The following is a 15436-nucleotide window of genomic DNA, read 5'->3' as shown; positions in this document are numbered from 1 at the left end:
ATCAGTGTGAATGGCGCGAGCTGCAGCAGAAATCATGGGCGATACTGGATTCGAACCAGTGACCCCTTCCGTGTGAAGGAAGTGCGCTACCACTGTGCTAATCGCCCGCACAACGTAATCTTAAACCACGAGATGAGGCTCAGTTTCAGCCCCGTGGTCTGAAGAGGTGGTCGTGATCGGGAGAATAAAGCCGCGACCGATCGGAACTGTCTCGATCCCGTAGAGCTGGGCTGATCACATACAAGGTGGTGCGGATCAGGTTCCGTGCCCTTGTTGCATCGGCCATTGCCTCAAGCGGAACCACATCGATTGACTGATCGGGCCAGCTCACCCGGTAGCCGATCGCGACAGGAGTGTCAGCGGGGTAGTGCTTGAGGAGCGTGGACTGAACCTCATCAACATGCCGTGCGCTGAGGTAAAGGCACAGCGACGCTTGCAATCTGGCGAGATCATCCAGTTGTTCCCGCTCAGGAACCCCTGTGCGGCCGCCGGTGCGACCGAGCACGATCGTCTGCACCACGCCGGGAATCGTGAGCTCTGCATTGATGGCCGCTGCGGTGGCTTGATAAGCACTGATCCCGGGGACAACCTCCACAGTGATGTCGGCATCCGCGAGTGCGCAGATCTGTTCGTTGAGAGCGCTGTAAAGGCAGGGATCGCCGTCATGGAGACGGACCACACGCAACCCCTGACTTGCTCGATCGATCATCAGGGGGATCACCTCTTCCAGCGTGAGTGTGCTGGTGCGAATCCGTTCGCAATGCTCAGGTGCCAGGGCGGCAATTTGAGGCGCAACCAGCGAGTCGGTCCAGATCAGCACATCCGCCGCCTGAATTCTCTGTTCAGCTCTGCGGGTGAGCAGATCGGGAGCGCCGGGGCCGGCTCCAACGATGGAGATGGTTGTCATCAAGGGTCGACGCGGCGGAGACCTGGATCAGGCAGTGATGCGCGGCGGCCGTAGAGCCAAAACAGCCCAGCTGAGGCCAGGGCCATCAGAGCAAGGCTCATCAACTGGGCGATCCGCAGGCCGCCATCGCAGAACGGTGGCTGACCTCCCAGGCAAAGCGGATCGATGCGCAGACCCTCAATCCAGATGCGTCCGAGGCTGTATCCGAGAAGATAAAAGCAGCTCAAGGCTCCAGCCGGCAGCTGAATTCGACCTCGCTGCCCCAGCCTGAACAAAACAAGTAGTCCGATGAAAAGAGCCAGATTCCAGAGAGATTCGTAGAGAAATGTTGGATGGAAATACTCTGAATCCGCGAAAATCTTAGGTCTGTTGGCAAATGGAATCAGGAGTTTCCAAGGAAGATCCGTGGGGACTCCGAAGGCTTCTGAGTTGAAAAAATTTCCCCAGCGACCGATGGCTTGCCCGAGAATCACTGAGGGCACCAGAACATCGAGAACATCCCAGAAGGGAACGCGTCGCCACCGGCAGAACACGATCACTGAGAGCGTTCCTGCGATTAAGGCTCCATGGATGGCAATCCCACCGCGCCAGATGGCGAAGGCGTCCCACCATGAACCTTGATAGGTTCTCCACTCAAAGGCCACGTAATACATCCGAGCGCCCACAACGGAAGCGAGCACGAGGATGGGCAGGAGGTCGCTGATCAAAGCGCCATCAAGGCCACGTTGACGGGCAAGCCAGCTGGAGAGATTGAGGCCAATCAGTACGGCCAGGGCGATGAGCAGGCCATACCAGCGAAGAACGAAAGGCCCGAGCTGAAAAAGCTCGGGCCCAGGGGAGGTGAAGACGCCAGGAATCAACACCGAATTCAAATGCCCTCCGCAGCCTGCACTTTCTCAAACTGCTTTTTCTTCAGTACCAGCATGATCTGGGCCAGAGCCACGGCTGCGAAGAAGGCCAGCAGTCCGTAGATACGCACGGGATTCTGGAGCACAACTTCGGTATCAAGTTGTCCAAAGCCGCCCACATTGGGGTCGTTGGTGATTGGAGCACCTGCCTCAACGGCATCGCCGACGGACACGATCAGTGCTGGTCCAACAGGAACGGTTTCAGACAGCTCACTGCCATCGGCTGAAGTGATGGTCACCACGCTGGCTCCGTTATCACCCGCTTCGATGGAACTCACGGTTCCGGAGGACGGCGCTGTGAACACGGTGTTGTTGCTCTTTTCACCTGTGGGATACACCTGGCCTCGGCCACGGTTGCCGCCCACGTGAATGGAGTATTTGCCGAAATGGATGTTGCTGTCAGTGGCTGGATCCGGTGAAAGCACGGGGAAGACAATCTCCTGGTGCTGATCGCCGGGGATCGGACCCACAAGGATCACATTGGGCTGATCATCGCTGTACTCAGTGAAATAAACGCCTTCGGTTTCTTCCTTGATGTCGTCGGTCCAGCGATCTTGCGGTGCCAGGGTGAAACCATCGGGCAGCATCACCACAGCGCCGACCTGGAGAGGCACTTCACTGCCATCAGCACCGATTTCTGGAACAGTGGTGTCGTAGGGAATCTTCACGACAGCTTTGAACACGCTGTCGGGCAAAACCGACTGGGGGACCTCGGCTTGGGTCAGTTTTTGAGCGAGATGGCAGTTGGCGCAAACGATCTTTCCGGTGGCTTCCCTCGGAGAGTCGTAGTTCTGTTGGGCCCAGAAGGGGTAGGCCCAACTGGTGGTGGGAGCTGTCAGCACTGTGACGCCCACGATCAGGGCGGCGAACAGAGGTGAGAGGAGGCGACGCATTGGTGGCTGGAAACGAAGAGGGGCGGGAAAAGCGGAGGTAATCAGGCCCACCAGGGCTTGTCGCCCGTGCGGAAATCGGTGTCCGTCCATTGGCTCACGAACACGTTGTCGTTTTCGACGCTCACATTGGCCAGGGCGAGCGAGAGGGGCGCGGGACCTCGCACGACCTTGCCTGTGGCGTCGTATTGGCTGCCGTGGCAGGGGCACATGAATTTGTTGGCTCCGCTGTTCCAGGGCACAACGCAACCGAGGTGTGTACAGATGGCGTTGATGCCGTAGCTGCCGATGGCATCGTCGCCCTCAACGATCAGATAGGTGGGATCGCCCTTGAGACCCTGCACGAGGCTGCGATCTCCGGCTGGGTGAGAGCTCAACCAACCGCTGGCGGTGACTGCATTTCCGAGTTCATCCTTGGCACTGGTGCCGCCACCGCTGCCTGCAGCGCGGGGGGGGATGAAGTAGTTCACAACCGGGTAGAGAGCACCGAGCGCTACACCTGTGACCGACCCGAAGGTCAGCAGATTCATGAACTGCCTGCGCCCCATTCCGGGCACATCACCTGCTGGCATTTGGGTCATGACGGACTGTCAATCGGCACTGGATGGCGTTCATTATGGATGCATTGGGTCCTGTCAGTCTTTGCGGCGACTGGGATTTTCATCGATGTTCAAGGACGGCTTCTTGATGCCCCAGGCTGCCTCTCCCACACCGGCTGCACCGCTCAGTGTTGAGGAGGTTGTTGCCCTCTTCCGGTCCCGCTGGCAGGCCAGTTACGACATGCAGATCGTGACGCGCCGTCGTCGTTTTTATGTGCAGGTGATGTGGGCTTATCTCGAACAGCAGTCCTTCCCCCTCACCGAAGACGCCTATCGCCAGCACCTGGCTGAGGTTCTTGAAGTGGTGAACAGGCTCGGGGAGGCTGGGGCCGTGCGGGCCTGGCTGCAGACAACGAAAGATCGCCCTCGTCTCGGGAAAGCCCTCAGCCTGCAGTTGCCGGGGGAGGGTCGACTGGAGGAGTTTCTGCTTTGAATCGCTGCACAACCGCCACCAGCAAGACCCCAATGAGAAACAGGGCTGTGATCGCTCCTCCCAGAAGCAGCATGGTGATTGGGTCCGTAGAGGGTGTGAGCACCGCACCGGCCAGGGCGGAGGTGAGCACCACCCAACGCCAGGCCGAAAGCATCTTCCTCCAGTTCACCAAGCCGAAGGCACCAAGCAGCAACTGGAGCACGGGTAACTGAAAGGCCAGTCCTGTGGACAGCATCAAGAGCAGCACGAAATCGAGGTAGCGCTCGATCGACCAGATCGGTTCCACCACGTCGGCTCCATAGCTCACCAGAAAACTGAGGGCCGCCGGCACCAGCGCCCACCAGGCGAAGCCCAGTCCAGCCAAAAACAACACCGCTGACCCTGCAACGGCCGGGGCGATCAGGCGACGTTCGTTGCGCGTGAGTCCAGGGAGAACGAAGGCCAGTCCCTGATACAGCACGTAAGGAAGCGCCAGGGTTAGCCCCGCATAGCCAGCCACCTTGAACGAGACGAATAAGAACTCCCCCGGAGCCAGTTGGAGAAAGCGGATCGACCCTGCAGGCTCCTCCAGCAGTCGGACCAACGGCCTCACGGCCAGCAGACAGGCGAGCGCACTAACTGCAACAGCGAGAAGGCTGCGCAGCACCCTCTGCCGGAGCTCCTCGAGATGGTCCGCCAGGGGCATCTCAACGTCATTCACCGCATCGCCCGTTGCCGTCACCTTGATCGGCGGAGGCGGTGGAAGAACGCTGGATTCGTTGGGGTCGGAGGGCTTCAGATCATGAATCTGTTCAAGCCTCAGGCTAGGAGTTCTCTTCCCTCAAGTTGGCGCCTGGCCCGGTCAGGCTCCGCCCAGAGCAGTTCTGCATTGCGATGGCGCACGGTTCCCGGCAGTGCTCCTGGAATGCGCTGAAGGGCATCGACCGCTGCCATCACCACGGGGACGGTGCGATTGCCCCGAGCACGACTGAACCATGCGGCCAGATCAGCAGCCTGTTGGATGGCGTCTTCGGATGCAGGCGCCATCGAGGCTTTCAACACCACATGACTGCCCGGACATTCCTGGGCGTGAAACCAGAGATCGCCAGCTCTGGCCTGACGCAAGCTGATCCATTCGTTCTGGCGGTGGTTTCGGCCCACCTGGATTGTCAGTCCATCAGTGGTGTTGACCACAAGCGGCTGAGGCTGTCCCGTCGCTGAACTGCTGCGGCGACGTCGCTGCCTCGGTGCCAACAACTCCTCCAGTTCTTGATGGAGATCCTTCAGTTGCAGACTGCGCTCATCGGGGTTGTCCCAGTCAGCACGGGTGAGATCCTCCAAGAAGCTTTCACTGCCCTCGATCAGCATCAGTCGCTGGTCGTGATGCTGGAGACGTTCTTCGATCAGGGGAACGGCCCGCCGTAGGCGTCGAGCCCGGTGGTAGAGCTTCTGAGCACGGGTGATCGTGTCGCGATCAGGATCCGGTTGGCACAGCAGCTGATCTGCCTCCGACTGAAGGGTTGCGGCACCAGCGGTGTCCTGCAGTCGTTGTTTCTGTTCGTCGCGTTGGGCCTGTTCCCGCTCGCGGCATTGTTGAAGTCGCTGTTGCAGGTTGCCGATCTCCCGCGAAAGTCGGCGCTTCGTCACATGGTCTTGGTAGTAGCAACCCAGCCTGAGACTGAGCACCCCCTGATCTCCATCGGCAAGGGGTGGCTCATTCCACACGCGGAAGCCGCTGCCCTCCAGCTGCAGAGAAAATCTTTCTTCGTTGAGATGGTGCAGCCAGCACCCCCAGCGTTCATAGAGGCGTTGCCATTGCGATTCGGAAATGTCGCTCACCAGTTGTTCTTTCAAGACCTTCCCGTGGCTGTCGAGGGACCCGGGAAAGCTGGTGAGCTGGGTCGCTAACGCTGGGCTGATTCCCTGATAGGTCTCGCGAAGTGCTCTGCCGAGTGGAATCGGAAGCAGGGAGAGCCGGCGCTTCCACTGATCAAATGATTCGTCACGGCTCGGTGGCAGCCCCTGCAGCGGTGGAGGTGGGGTATAGAAATCACCAGTGCTGAGCGGGCGAATCCTGGACTGGTGTTGCCGCACCTGACGGCCGATTGCAGTGATGCGTTTCTGTTCATCAAGAAGCAACAAGTTGCTGTGGCGTCCCATTAATTCGAGAACCAGGGTTCGTACGGGGGGACTGCCCGGGCGCGACGCCAAATGAAAGAACACAACACGTTCGAAGTCATGTTGCTCGAGCTCCACCAGAGCCAGTTGCCTCAGCCCGTGCTGAACCTGCTGAGCCAGAGTGCTGCCTCCTCCATGGCGTCGTGGGGCATCGATCTGCACGAGCCGTGCGGATTCCGCCTGCCAGCTGAGCTCAAGCCACACCATGCCTTGCAGGGTTCGGAAGCCCAGCTGGAGCGCATGGGCATCGGGTTGCTGCGCCTTTTCGAATCGGCTCGGCAGCATCCGGTCGCGCAGATCCTTCAGCACCGCTTTCAGAGCGGTCAGGTCCATCACCTGGAGCGTGCTGGTGGCCATCCGCGCGTGCTGGTCCGGTGAGTTAGATGCCTTCCTACCCTGCAGCCTGTCTGCAGACAAGCGATGGCATCGTCACAAGCCACTGCCCGGCTCGCGTTGCTCACCGGACCCAGCGGTGTCGGTAAGGGCACGCTGGTCGCACGCTTGCAGGAGCGCCATCCCAATCTGTGGTTATCGGTGTCGGCCACCACACGGGCTCCCCGGGCGGGCGAACAAAACGGTGTGCACTACTTCTTCAAGACACGCCAGGACTTTGATGCTCTGGTCAGTAGTGGTGGTTTGTTGGAGTGGGCTGAATTCGCCGGTCATTGCTACGGCACTCCTCGTCTGCCCGTGGAAGAACGGCTTGATGCAGGAACTCCCGTTCTTCTGGAAATCGAACTTGAGGGCGCCCGCCAGGTAAGAACGAGTTTCCCCGAAGCCCTGCAGATCTTTTTGGCGCCACCGAGTTTCGAGGAGCTGGAACGGCGCATCCGCGGGCGGGCCACTGAATCCGCGGATGCGATTCAACGCCGCTTGGAGAGAGCGCGCACTGAACTGGATGCCCAGTCTGAGTTTGATGCCGTGGTTGTGAATGATGATCTCGACACAGCCCTCTCGGAGCTCGAGGGCTTGATGGGGCTTTCGAGATAACGCTGTATCGCGCAACAAAAAAGAGGGCTCGAAGCCCTCTTTGCATTCACCTTTAAGTTGACTTTTATGGGTGGAACAGAAGATCGGGGAAAAATCGATTCCACTCGATCAGGATTCCAGCTGTGAGTGTGAACCAAATGGCGGCAACCACTGGTGCCGTAGTGAGAAATTTCTGCATCGATCGAAAGTGTTAGTGAAGGTTTGAGAGCTGAAGGGCTTCAGCGAGGAGACACGGTGATCTTGTCGTCGCTTTCAAGCAGCTTTCCACTGGTGAGTTCTCCGAAAGCTGCAATGGGCCATGTGGCGGCAGCGATGCAGGATTTCAGCGCCAGGGGGAGGTCGATCTGAATCTCCTTGGTGTACTGCTCCTTGGTTCCGCGGGTCGCTTTCAGATATTCACGGCCAGCCCAGCCAATGCAGCCTGCGATGTAGAGAAACATCAGGCCTGGAAGCATGAATTCGCCGGCATGATCCCAGCGACCATCAACGATGAGGTGGGGCAGCCCGTCCTCACCACACACGGCTTGGCTGTACATCTCAAACCTGGCTTTGGCTTGGGCTGTGGTGGCTGCGCTGGCACGTTGCTGGAAACGGGCGCTTTCAGCGCAAGGGGTCAGGCCTGCAACATCGGCCTTGGCGACCGGTGCAAAGCCAAACACCAGCAGGGCCGAGAGCGCTAGAGCGAAAAGACGACGCATCGGAACGGTTCCTGTTAAGCCTGCCCCGGAGCGGCAGGATGTCACAAGCGGACAGTAGTGGAGGGTTTCGGCCTGAATGCCCAAGGTGCTTGCGCTCGAAACAAGTTGTGACGAGTCGGCCGCAGCTGTTGTGGAGCTCTGTGCCGGCCGAACGGAGGTGGTGGCTCACCGCATCGCCTCTCAGGTGGAGGAGCATGCCCAGTGGGGAGGTGTTGTCCCCGAAATCGCCTCCAGACGCCATGTGGAGGCTCTGCCGCACCTCATCGGCGCGGTGCTGGACGAAGCCGGTCAAACGGTGGCCGACATGGATGCTGTGGCTGCAACCGTGACACCGGGGCTGGTGGGAGCCCTGATGGTGGGTTCGGTGACAGGGCGCACTCTGGCGGCCCTTCATGGCAAGCCCTTCATGGGTGTGCATCACCTGGAGGCGCACCTTGCTTCAGTGCGTCTGGCCTCATCACCCCCCGAGCCTCCCTATGTCGTGCTGTTGGTTAGTGGCGGACATACCGAGCTGATTCTTGTGGCGATCGACGGCGGCCTGCAGCGTCTTGGACGCAGCCATGACGACGCAGCTGGAGAAGCTTTCGATAAAGTGGCCCGTTTGCTGGGGCTGGCCTACCCAGGTGGACCTGCCATCCAGGCTGCTGCCAGAGATGGCGATCCCAAGCGGTTTCCCCTACCCAAAGGACGCGTGTCCCGTCCGGAGGGTGGCTTCTATCCCTACGACTTCTCGTTCAGCGGTCTCAAGACGGCCATGCTTCGGCAGGTGGAAAGCCTGAGGGCTCAAAGTGATGCGCTGCCCCTCGAGGATCTCGCTGCAAGCTTCGAGCAGGTTGTGGTGGATGTGCTGGTGGAGCGCAGCCTGCGGTGCTGTCTTGATCGGAGCCTGTCCACCCTTGTGATGGTGGGCGGGGTGGCTGCGAATGTCAGGCTGCGCAGGCACATGGAGCAGCAAGGGCGGGAGCGTGGGGTTTCCGTTCACCTAGCGCCACTCGCTTACTGCACCGATAACGCGGCGATGGTCGGTGCTGCCGCCTTAGGTCGGCTTCAAGCCGGATGGGGCGAGAGCTCCATCCGGCTTGGGGTTTCAGCCCGCTGGCCCTTGGAGGGCGGAGGAGACCTCTATGGGCAAGATCCACAGTTTTAAGAGTTTCAGGAATAATGTTGATCCGAGAGCTTTGCGGTGATGGTGGTCGAATCCGAGTCCCAGCAACGGCAGCAATCCCAGCCGGTTGATGCGGGTGAGCTCAATGAGTGGCGCCGCGGCTTCACCCCTCAAGCTGAAATCTGGAATGGGCGTCTGGCCATGCTGGGCCTGTCCCTCGGCCTGCTGACGCTCATCCTCGTCAGACTTTTCAGTACGGGACTGTCTGCAAGCTGAAAGCGCTCAGCTCCATGCCGTTCATGTGCTCCTCCCGCGGATGGCTTGCGACAGCTCGTTCGGTTTAAGGCTGACGGCAATCGCGTCCTGGGGTTGAATTCGTTCGGTTGCGACCAGTTCCAGTAAGGATTGATTGCTGGTCACCATGCCATCGAAGCCGCTGCGCTCCATGATTTCCTCCACCTCGTCGAGGGCCCCGCGCTGGATGTAGTCCTTGCAGGCCTCCGTATTGATCAGGATGTCGTGATACGCAGCCCGCTTGCCATCGTTGGTTCGGATCAATCCCTGGGCAATCACACCCAGAAGGGATTCCGATAGCGAGCGGCGAACGCTCTCTTGATCCTCAGGGGCGAAGAGCCCCAGGACGCGTTCGACCGTTTTCACTGCCGAATTGGTGTGGAGCGTCCCGAACACAAGATGGCCCGTTTGTGATGCTTCGAGAGCCGTGCTCAACGTTTCGCGATCACGGATCTCACCCACCAAGATCACGTCTGGATCCTCTCGTAAGGCTGCTCTCAGAGCGTTGTGAAACTGCAATGTGTGCAGCCCCACTTCCCGGTGCCTGATCAGAGAGCGCTGACTCTGATGAACAAACTCCACAGGGTCCTCAATCGTGAGGATATGACGTGTTTGATTGCGGTTGATCCAGTCAATCATTGCCGCAAGGGTGGTGCTTTTGCCTGATCCAGTTGGTCCGGTCACTAACACCAGTCCCTTGGGGCGTGATGAGAGTTCCCGCAGCACCTCGGGAAGTTTCAGGTCTTCAAGCGTGAGGATGGTCTGAGGAATGAGCCGCAGAACCATGGCGGGTCCCAACAGCGAATCCAGGAGGTTGATCCGAACCCTGACAAATGGGAACGCATGGGAGCCGTCGAATTCCTTCGTCTGCTGAAAGAGATCAATCTGCTGGGGCGTAAGGATTTCCCTGAGCCAGCGATGAAACGTGCTCGGATCTGTGACCGGCCACTCTGTTTGCAGCATCTCTCCGCGGGCGCGGAAGCGCGGGATTTCTCCCACGCCGAGGTGCACGTCGGAGTGGCCTTTGTCATGGGCCATCCGCACGATGTCCTCAAGGCTTGGTGATCCTTTGGGTGATGGGGTCGCTGCAGGCTTCAGCGAGGCTGACTCCGAAAAGGAGGGGCTATGGGTGGGGGCCGCAACAGGTTGGGGCGGAAAACCCGGGGGGAAGATCGGTTGATTCATCGGCTTCCGCGTCTGTCTTGCTTCAGCTTCGCCACTGCTGCTGCCGTGGCAAGTGAGGGTCGGCTGGGAGCTCTCTGAATCGCGCTTAGGATCCCGCCACCGATCCTGCGTTTATGGCGGCCAAGCCTCGCGTCACCATTGTGCTCGGCACTCGGCCGGAAGCCATCAAACTGGCTCCGGTCATCCAGGAATTCCGAGCTTGCTCGGCATTGGAAACCCGCGTTGTGCTCACTGGGCAGCATCGGGAGATGGTGACCCAGGTGATGGATCTTTTCCAGCTCACCGCCGATCAGGATCTCGATCTGATGGCTCCTCGTCAGACGCTGACGCACGTCACTTGTGCAGCATTGCAGGGGCTTCGCGACGATTTTCAAGCCTTCCCTCCGCAACTGGTGTTGGTGCAGGGAGACACCACCACGGCCTTCGCGGCGGCTCTTGCTGCGTTTTATGAGCAGATCCCTGTTGGGCACGTGGAGGCAGGCCTGCGCACTGACAACCTCCTGGATCCCTTCCCTGAAGAAGCCAATCGCAGGCTGATCTCCCAGGTGGCTCAGCTGCATTTCGCTCCGACGCAGCGTTCCCAGGCCAATCTCGAGGCCTCAGGTGTTGTCGGTCGGGCCATGGTCACTGGCAATACGGTGATTGATGCCCTGCTGCGCATGGCTGAGCGCGCCCCTGAGCTCACCGACCTGCCCATCGACTGGGCCAACCAGCGCGTCATCCTGGCCACAGTGCATCGCCGCGAGAACTGGGGGGACCGCCTGCGCAGCATCGCTGAAGGAATGTTGGCGGTGCTGGAGTCCCATCCCGACACCACACTCCTGTTGCCGCTGCACCGGAATCCCACCGTGCGCGAGCCTCTTCAGGATCTGCTTGGTGGCCATCCACGCGTGGTACTCACCGAACCTCTCGATTACGACCGGTTGGTGGCGGCCATGAAAGGTTGCACCCTTCTGTTGACCGATTCCGGTGGCCTGCAGGAAGAGGCTCCCGCCCTCGGTAAGCCTGTTCTTGTGCTCAGGCGCACGACCGAGCGTCCCGAGGCTGTTGATGCTGGAACAGCGAAGCTGGTGGGTACGGACAGCGCATCGATCGCTCAGGAAACAGCCCGTCTCCTCGATGACCCAGCGGCATATGACCAGATGGCCCGTGCGGTCAATCCCTTTGGAGATGGTCTCGCCAGCGGGCGCATCCTCCAGGCCGCCCTTGATCTGTTGGTCACCTGACGCATCCTTCAGCAGCTGCGGCCATTACCGCTGGCTGCTGCAACGTGCTCTTGTGGAGCCGTTGCAGGCTGAAGTTCCGCGAACGCTGATCTTTGTGGGTTTGAACCCTTCCCGAGCCAGCGATCATCGCGATGATCCCACCCTGAGACGTCTCAGGGCGTTTGGAACGCGCTGGGGGTATCACCGGCTTGTGGTGATCAATTTGTTCGCGCGGATCTCTCCTTCACCGCAGGCGTTGCAGCGCTGCAGCGATCCGATCGGTGCCAAGACTGATGCGGTTCTTCAGTTCTGGATGGAGGATTGGGCTGACCATCCGTTCTGGGATCTCTGGCTGGGCTGGGGAACCCGAGGTGTCCTGTTTCAGCGGGATCAGGCAGTGCTGGCCACCCTGGCGCGCTGCCTCCAACGCCGTAAGGCCGGGGCTGGCCCTTTGACTCTGGGAACAACGCTCAGCGGACAGCCGCGCCATCCCCTCTATGTTCCAGGGGACCGAGTTCCGACTCCCTGGGCCTGTACGGTTCGCTGATGCCCCGTCAACCACGCCGCTATCGCATTTCTATCCACCTCTCAGGTGGTCAGACTGAAGTGGTGCATTTTCCAACCCTCGAAACCTTTCAGGAGTGGTATCAGGGCCTCGTGAACGGCGGCCAGGGGCAGGCGTTCGTGAATGTCCCCCTGGGTGAGCTCGAAGGGGAATATCTGGTGATCCGCCCGGAGGCGGTGATCGGACTGCGTGTGGAACCGCAATACGCCTCCATCGATGACGCCTGAGCGGCTGGGATTGCTCTGGGGCATCACGGTGTTCGCCGGTGCCGGCGCAAGGCTGTTGGCCGCCCTTTCCGGTCTTCCGGGAGTTGTTCTTCTGCTCCTCTCCGGACTGTTGATAGGACGCTCCGGACTGGGGCTCGTCGAGCCACTGGACCTCGGTATTGGGCTCGAGACCACGGTGGGACTTCTGGTCAGCCTGGTGCTGTTCGACGGCGGTCTGAACCTGCGTCTCCCTGGGGACACCATCAAGGCGACTGTGTTGCGGATTTCTCTGCTGCGTCTGCTGTTGTCACTCGGGGCCGGCGTGCTCGCCGCACACTGGCTGGCGGGACTGGGCTGGTCGGTGGCTGCCGTGTACAGCGCGATCGTGCTGGGCACCGGGCCGACCGTGGTCACGCCGATTGTTCAGCAGATCCGTCTGGCATCGCCGTTGGGGGATGTGCTGGAGGCCGAGGGGCTTGTGCTGGAGCCGGTGGGTGCGGTGTTGGCCCTGTTGTTGCTTGAACTGCTGCTGGGGGATCTGCATGGCTGGCGTGAGCTGGCGATCGGGTTGATGTCGCGGCTTGGGGGCGGGGTGCTCATTGGCCTGGCCGTGGGCTGGCTGCTGTCGGAAGTGCTGCGACGCTTGCCTTCGGAGCATTCCGTGGGGCTGAGGCTTCAACTCACCCTGGGGGTGCTGTTTCTGATGTTCTCGATTGCCGAATGGCTGCTCCCGGAGTCAGGCCTTCCTGCTTCGGTGGCCGCTGGCGTGGTGGTCGGGCGTCGCCCCTCCACCCAGGCAGGTCAGCTGGATGAGTTGATCAGGGAATTGGCCCGGCTTGCGATCACCATGCTCTTCCCGCTCCTGGCAGCGGATGTGTCCTGGGCCGAGCTCAGTCCCCTCGGATGGGGTGGAGTGAGCTGCGTGCTGGTGCTGATGCTCGTGGTTCGCCCAGCGGCCGTCAGCGTGGCCACCGTGGGGCTTCCTCTCGATTGGCGACAGCGCCTCTTCCTGGGATGGCTCGCTCCACGGGGAATCGTGACGGCTGCTGTGGCCTCGCTGTTTGCAATCAGGCTCGAACAGGCCGGTGTGCTCGGCGCTGGACGCCTGCAAGGCCTGGTGTTCCTCACGATCTTGATGACCGTTGGCCTTCAGGGCCTCACGGCTCAGCCCCTTGCCAAGGCTCTCGGTCTGATCGATCAAACGCCCGATGCGGTCAACGACGCTTCGTTGCCTGCGGAACCGTCAGAGGCAGCGCCTTAAGCGGGACCGATCCTGATCGATCTTGGCCAGAAGAGACCAGGTGGTGAGGAGATCGGGGCCCTGCAGTCGTCCTAACAGCGCGGCCCTGAGGCTTTTCATCAAGACCCCTTTCTTCACGCCTGCAGTGGAGGCAGCGCTTTTGAGGATCTCCTGGGCTTGGTCGATGTTGTCGCCAGACCAGGGGGCCGCGTCCAGGGTGTTCAGAAGTTCCTGCAGACAGGGTTTTGCTCCCTCCTGCTCCAGCTGTTTGAGGGCGTCCTCCTCCAGGGCGGGTTCCACGAAAAAAGGTCTGGCCTGATCCACGCCGTCGTTCAGCAGTGTCAGTGATGGTCCAAGCAGCTCCACCAAGGACAGGGCCCATTGGTTGGTGTCAGGAATTGTCCAGCCCTGATCGGCCCAGAGTGGTGAGAGCGCGTCCAGAAGCCTGGGCGGCTCCCAGCTGTGAAGGATCTGGGCATTCAGCCAGTTCAATTTGTCCCAATCGAACTTCGCGCCGGCTTTGTTGACGCGGTCGAAAGCGAAGACCTTGGCGGCTTCGTTGAGCGTGAAGATCTCATTCATGCCTTCAGGTACCGACCAGCCCAGCAGGGTCATGTAGTTCGCGAGCGCTTCCGGGGTGTAACCCATCGCGCGGAAATCATTGATGGAGGTGACCCCATCCCGTTTCGACAGCTTGCGACCCTCGGGATTAAGGATCAAGGGTGCATGGGCGAATGCCGGAACCGGCAAGGAGAGCGCCTCATAGAGAAGAAGCTGTTTGGCGGTATTGGCGATGTGGTCTTCGCCTCGGATCACATGGCTGATGGCCATCGCGGCGTCGTCAACTACCACCACCAGGTTGTAAAGCGGATCTCCGATTTGATCGGCGGGAGCCCTCCTGGCCACCACCATGTCACCACCGAGGTCGGCACCACGCCAAAGCATCGGCCCACGCACGAGGTCATTCCAACGAATGTCGCGCTGCTCATCGATGCGGAAACGGATCACGGCTTCTCGGCCCTCGGCCTGGAGGGCCGCTTCCTGCTCAGGCGTGAGATTGCGGTGGCGATTGTCGTAACGGGGTGCCTGGTTGGCCGCTTTCTGCTGGGTGCGCATGGCATCCAGTTCCTCTTCGCTGGCATAGCAGCGGTAGGCCAGTCCTTTGTCCAAAAGACTTTGAATCGCGCCGCGATGGCTTTCGGCCTGCTGGCTTTGGATGACCGGGTCGCCGTCCCAGTCAATGCCCAGCCATTGGAGGCCCTCGAGGATGTTCTGGGTGAATTCCGGCTTGGATCGTTCCTTGTCGGTGTCTTCAATGCGCAGCAGGAAGCAACCCTCTTGGTTTCGCGCAAACAACCAGTTGAAAACGGCCGTCCTCGCCGTGCCGATGTGGAGGGTTCCCGTAGGGCTGGGAGCCAGACGAACGCGAACCATGCGAAGTCTTGAGTGATGAAACGGGACCGACGGGATTCGAACCCGCAACTTCCGCCGTGACAGGGCGGTGCTCTAACCGGTTGAACTACGGTCCCAGGTTGCCGACGGACATCTCAATCCGATCGGTTGTCCTGTGTCGCCTGCGCGACCAAATCAGTATCGACCTTAGGCCTGCCCTCCGTCAACACTTGAAAGGGAAACGATCCCTTGCGGCTGGGTGAGGGCTTCCGAACATCAAAAAACCCCACCAGTGGGTGGGGTTTTGAGGAATCAGACGATGCAGAATTAGGGACGGAAGCCGGCAGGCTCAATCAAACGAACTTGATTGCCGCGGGCGGTGAACTCGCGACCTTGATCGCTTTGAACAACGACACGGCCACCAGATTTGACACGAATCACCCGTGCACGAACCCAGCCTAGGGCGGCTGATTCGAGCACCTTGACCACATCACCAGGTTGAAGATCCAACTCCATGCTCGAACTCAGGAAACTGCAGTAGGGGTCATCGGACGCGCCGTGGAGGACTCGAACCCCCGACATCAGGTTTTGGAGACCTGCGTTCTACCAACTGAACTAACGGCGCAAGGCGATGACCCCCTCGACCATCGCCGAAACGATGG

Annotated in this window: 19 protein-coding genes and 3 tRNA genes; 8 read left to right on the top strand and 14 right to left on the bottom strand. The window is 60.2% G+C overall.

Annotation, left to right across the window (positions count from 1 at the left end):
* Positions 1-35 precede the first annotated feature (35 nt).
* The 5 genes from SynPROS71_RS09975 to petC form a co-directional block, all read right to left on the bottom strand.
* A tRNA-Val gene (locus SynPROS71_RS09975) sits at positions 36-107 on the bottom strand.
* Between the two features lie 38 nt (positions 108-145).
* Complete coding sequence (gene cobM / locus SynPROS71_RS09970; protein WP_186594845.1) at positions 146-907, bottom strand: precorrin-4 C(11)-methyltransferase; 762 nt, start codon at positions 905-907, stop codon at positions 146-148.
* A complete protein-coding gene (gene lgt / locus SynPROS71_RS09965; RefSeq protein WP_370586819.1) occupies positions 907-1770 on the bottom strand; it encodes a prolipoprotein diacylglyceryl transferase in 864 nt (287 codons plus the stop codon). The genes cobM and lgt overlap by 1 nt, the downstream gene beginning before the upstream one ends.
* A gap of 5 nt (positions 1771-1775) precedes the next feature.
* Positions 1776-2708, bottom strand: coding sequence for a cytochrome f (gene petA / locus SynPROS71_RS09960; protein ID WP_186594843.1), 933 nt, complete (start codon positions 2706-2708; stop codon positions 1776-1778).
* Between the two features lie 41 nt (positions 2709-2749).
* Positions 2750-3286: a cytochrome b6-f complex iron-sulfur subunit gene (petC, locus tag SynPROS71_RS09955; RefSeq protein ID WP_186594842.1), complete on the bottom strand. Its 537-nt coding sequence runs from the start codon at positions 3284-3286 to the stop codon at positions 2750-2752.
* An 85-nt stretch (positions 3287-3371) separates the two neighbouring features.
* On the opposite strand from petC, the gene SynPROS71_RS09950 reads away from it, so the two are divergent.
* Positions 3372-3737 (top strand): DUF3067 family protein, encoded by a 366-nt coding sequence (locus SynPROS71_RS09950; RefSeq protein ID WP_370586873.1) that lies wholly within the window; start codon positions 3372-3374, stop codon positions 3735-3737.
* Here SynPROS71_RS09950 and tatC read toward each other — a convergent pair.
* Together tatC and SynPROS71_RS09940 are read right to left on the bottom strand one after the other, a co-directional pair.
* Positions 3688-4422 carry a twin-arginine translocase subunit TatC gene (gene tatC / locus SynPROS71_RS09945; RefSeq protein ID WP_186598035.1) on the bottom strand — a complete coding sequence of 245 codons (735 nt, stop codon included), beginning with the start codon at positions 4420-4422 and terminating at the stop codon, positions 3688-3690. The genes SynPROS71_RS09950 and tatC overlap by 50 nt on opposite strands.
* Before the next feature lie 113 nt (positions 4423-4535).
* Positions 4536-6251, bottom strand: coding sequence for an NFACT family protein (locus SynPROS71_RS09940; RefSeq protein ID WP_186594841.1), 1716 nt, complete (start codon positions 6249-6251; stop codon positions 4536-4538).
* A gap of 63 nt (positions 6252-6314) precedes the next feature.
* Here SynPROS71_RS09940 and gmk point away from each other — a divergent pair, with 63 nt between their 5' ends.
* Complete coding sequence (gene gmk / locus SynPROS71_RS09935; protein ID WP_186594840.1) at positions 6315-6884, top strand: guanylate kinase; 570 nt, start codon at positions 6315-6317, stop codon at positions 6882-6884.
* Positions 6885-6948: 64 nt separating this feature from the next.
* Here gmk and psaJ read toward each other — a convergent pair whose 3' ends face one another.
* The gene (psaJ, locus tag SynPROS71_RS09930; RefSeq protein ID WP_011933743.1) at positions 6949-7062 is read right to left on the bottom strand and encodes a photosystem I reaction center subunit IX; all 114 of its coding nucleotides are present in this window, start codon (positions 7060-7062) and stop codon (positions 6949-6951) included.
* A gap of 40 nt (positions 7063-7102) precedes the next feature.
* Complete coding sequence (locus SynPROS71_RS09925) at positions 7103-7582, bottom strand: Photosystem I reaction center subunit III (protein WP_186594839.1); 480 nt, start codon at positions 7580-7582, stop codon at positions 7103-7105.
* A 76-nt stretch (positions 7583-7658) separates the two neighbouring features.
* On the opposite strand from SynPROS71_RS09925, the gene tsaD reads away from it, so the two are divergent.
* Both tsaD and SynPROS71_RS09915 read left to right on the top strand, forming a co-directional pair.
* Positions 7659-8729: a tRNA (adenosine(37)-N6)-threonylcarbamoyltransferase complex transferase subunit TsaD gene (gene tsaD / locus SynPROS71_RS09920; protein WP_186594838.1), complete on the top strand. Its 1071-nt coding sequence runs from the start codon at positions 7659-7661 to the stop codon at positions 8727-8729.
* A 39-nt stretch (positions 8730-8768) separates the two neighbouring features.
* Positions 8769-8963, top strand: coding sequence for a high light inducible protein (locus SynPROS71_RS09915; RefSeq protein ID WP_186594837.1), 195 nt, complete (start codon positions 8769-8771; stop codon positions 8961-8963).
* A gap of 21 nt (positions 8964-8984) precedes the next feature.
* On the opposite strand, the gene SynPROS71_RS09910 is transcribed toward SynPROS71_RS09915, so the two are convergent.
* The gene (locus tag SynPROS71_RS09910; protein ID WP_186594835.1) at positions 8985-10166 is read right to left on the bottom strand and encodes a type IV pilus twitching motility protein PilT; all 1182 of its coding nucleotides are present in this window, start codon (positions 10164-10166) and stop codon (positions 8985-8987) included.
* A 113-nt stretch (positions 10167-10279) separates the two neighbouring features.
* On the opposite strand from SynPROS71_RS09910, the gene wecB reads away from it, so the two are divergent.
* The 4 genes from wecB to SynPROS71_RS09890 are packed head-to-tail and all read left to right on the top strand — an operon-like array spanning position 10280 to position 13403.
* A complete protein-coding gene (wecB, locus tag SynPROS71_RS09905) occupies positions 10280-11392 on the top strand; it encodes a non-hydrolyzing UDP-N-acetylglucosamine 2-epimerase (protein ID WP_186594833.1) in 1113 nt (370 codons plus the stop codon).
* A complete protein-coding gene (locus SynPROS71_RS09900; RefSeq protein WP_255442105.1) occupies positions 11373-11918 on the top strand; it encodes a DUF1643 domain-containing protein in 546 nt (181 codons plus the stop codon). The genes wecB and SynPROS71_RS09900 overlap by 20 nt, the downstream gene beginning before the upstream one ends.
* Positions 11918-12163, top strand: coding sequence for a hypothetical protein (locus SynPROS71_RS09895; protein WP_186594829.1), 246 nt, complete (start codon positions 11918-11920; stop codon positions 12161-12163). The genes SynPROS71_RS09900 and SynPROS71_RS09895 overlap by 1 nt, the downstream gene beginning before the upstream one ends.
* Positions 12153-13403, top strand: a complete 1251-nt coding sequence (locus SynPROS71_RS09890; RefSeq protein ID WP_186594827.1) for a sodium:proton antiporter — start codon at positions 12153-12155, stop codon at positions 13401-13403. Before SynPROS71_RS09895 ends, SynPROS71_RS09890 begins: the two co-directional genes overlap by 11 nt.
* Here SynPROS71_RS09890 and gltX read toward each other — a convergent pair.
* From gltX to SynPROS71_RS09870, 4 genes are all read right to left on the bottom strand, one after another.
* A complete protein-coding gene (gene gltX / locus SynPROS71_RS09885) occupies positions 13386-14816 on the bottom strand; it encodes a glutamate--tRNA ligase (protein ID WP_186594825.1) in 1431 nt (476 codons plus the stop codon). The genes SynPROS71_RS09890 and gltX overlap by 18 nt on opposite strands.
* Positions 14817-14837: 21 nt before the next feature.
* A tRNA-Asp gene (locus SynPROS71_RS09880) sits at positions 14838-14911 on the bottom strand.
* 190 nt (positions 14912-15101) lie between these two features.
* A complete protein-coding gene (locus SynPROS71_RS09875) occupies positions 15102-15290 on the bottom strand; it encodes a hyperconserved protein Hcp (protein ID WP_006043540.1) in 189 nt (62 codons plus the stop codon).
* 36 nt (positions 15291-15326) lie between these two features.
* Positions 15327-15399: transfer RNA gene (locus SynPROS71_RS09870), tRNA-Trp, on the bottom strand.
* Positions 15400-15436 lie beyond the last annotated feature (37 nt).

It is taken from the genome of Synechococcus sp. PROS-7-1 (assembly GCF_014279795.1).
Classification (GTDB): domain Bacteria; phylum Cyanobacteriota; class Cyanobacteriia; order PCC-6307; family Cyanobiaceae; genus Synechococcus_C.
This window is presented reverse-complemented; position numbering and strand designations above follow the sequence as displayed.

Excerpts from the sequence above, each read along its gene's own strand:
- cobM (WP_186594845.1), bottom strand. The coding sequence starts at position 907 with ATGACAACCATCTCCATCGTTGGAGCCGGCCCCGGCGCTCCCGATCTG.
- petA (WP_186594843.1), bottom strand. The coding sequence starts at position 2,708 with ATGCGTCGCCTCCTCTCACCTCTGTTCGCCGCCCTGATCGTGGGCGTC.
- petC (WP_186594842.1), bottom strand. The coding sequence starts at position 3,286 with ATGACCCAAATGCCAGCAGGTGATGTGCCCGGAATGGGGCGCAGGCAG.
- SynPROS71_RS09950 (WP_370586873.1), top strand. The coding sequence starts at position 3,372 with ATGTTCAAGGACGGCTTCTTGATGCCCCAGGCTGCCTCTCCCACACCG.
- tatC (WP_186598035.1), bottom strand. The coding sequence starts at position 4,422 with ATGCCCCTGGCGGACCATCTCGAGGAGCTCCGGCAGAGGGTGCTGCGC.
- SynPROS71_RS09940 (WP_186594841.1), bottom strand. The coding sequence starts at position 6,251 with ATGGCCACCAGCACGCTCCAGGTGATGGACCTGACCGCTCTGAAAGCG.
- gmk (WP_186594840.1), top strand. The coding sequence starts at position 6,315 with ATGGCATCGTCACAAGCCACTGCCCGGCTCGCGTTGCTCACCGGACCC.
- psaJ (WP_011933743.1), bottom strand. The coding sequence starts at position 7,062 with ATGCAGAAATTTCTCACTACGGCACCAGTGGTTGCCGCCATTTGGTTC.
- SynPROS71_RS09925 (WP_186594839.1), bottom strand. The coding sequence starts at position 7,582 with ATGCGTCGTCTTTTCGCTCTAGCGCTCTCGGCCCTGCTGGTGTTTGGC.
- tsaD (WP_186594838.1), top strand. The coding sequence starts at position 7,659 with ATGCCCAAGGTGCTTGCGCTCGAAACAAGTTGTGACGAGTCGGCCGCA.
- SynPROS71_RS09915 (WP_186594837.1), top strand. The coding sequence starts at position 8,769 with ATGGTGGTCGAATCCGAGTCCCAGCAACGGCAGCAATCCCAGCCGGTT.
- SynPROS71_RS09910 (WP_186594835.1), bottom strand. The coding sequence starts at position 10,166 with ATGAATCAACCGATCTTCCCCCCGGGTTTTCCGCCCCAACCTGTTGCG.
- wecB (WP_186594833.1), top strand. The coding sequence starts at position 10,280 with ATGGCGGCCAAGCCTCGCGTCACCATTGTGCTCGGCACTCGGCCGGAA.
- SynPROS71_RS09895 (WP_186594829.1), top strand. The coding sequence starts at position 11,918 with ATGCCCCGTCAACCACGCCGCTATCGCATTTCTATCCACCTCTCAGGT.
- SynPROS71_RS09890 (WP_186594827.1), top strand. The coding sequence starts at position 12,153 with ATGACGCCTGAGCGGCTGGGATTGCTCTGGGGCATCACGGTGTTCGCC.
- gltX (WP_186594825.1), bottom strand. The coding sequence starts at position 14,816 with ATGGTTCGCGTTCGTCTGGCTCCCAGCCCTACGGGAACCCTCCACATC.
- SynPROS71_RS09875 (WP_006043540.1), bottom strand. The coding sequence starts at position 15,290 with ATGGAGTTGGATCTTCAACCTGGTGATGTGGTCAAGGTGCTCGAATCA.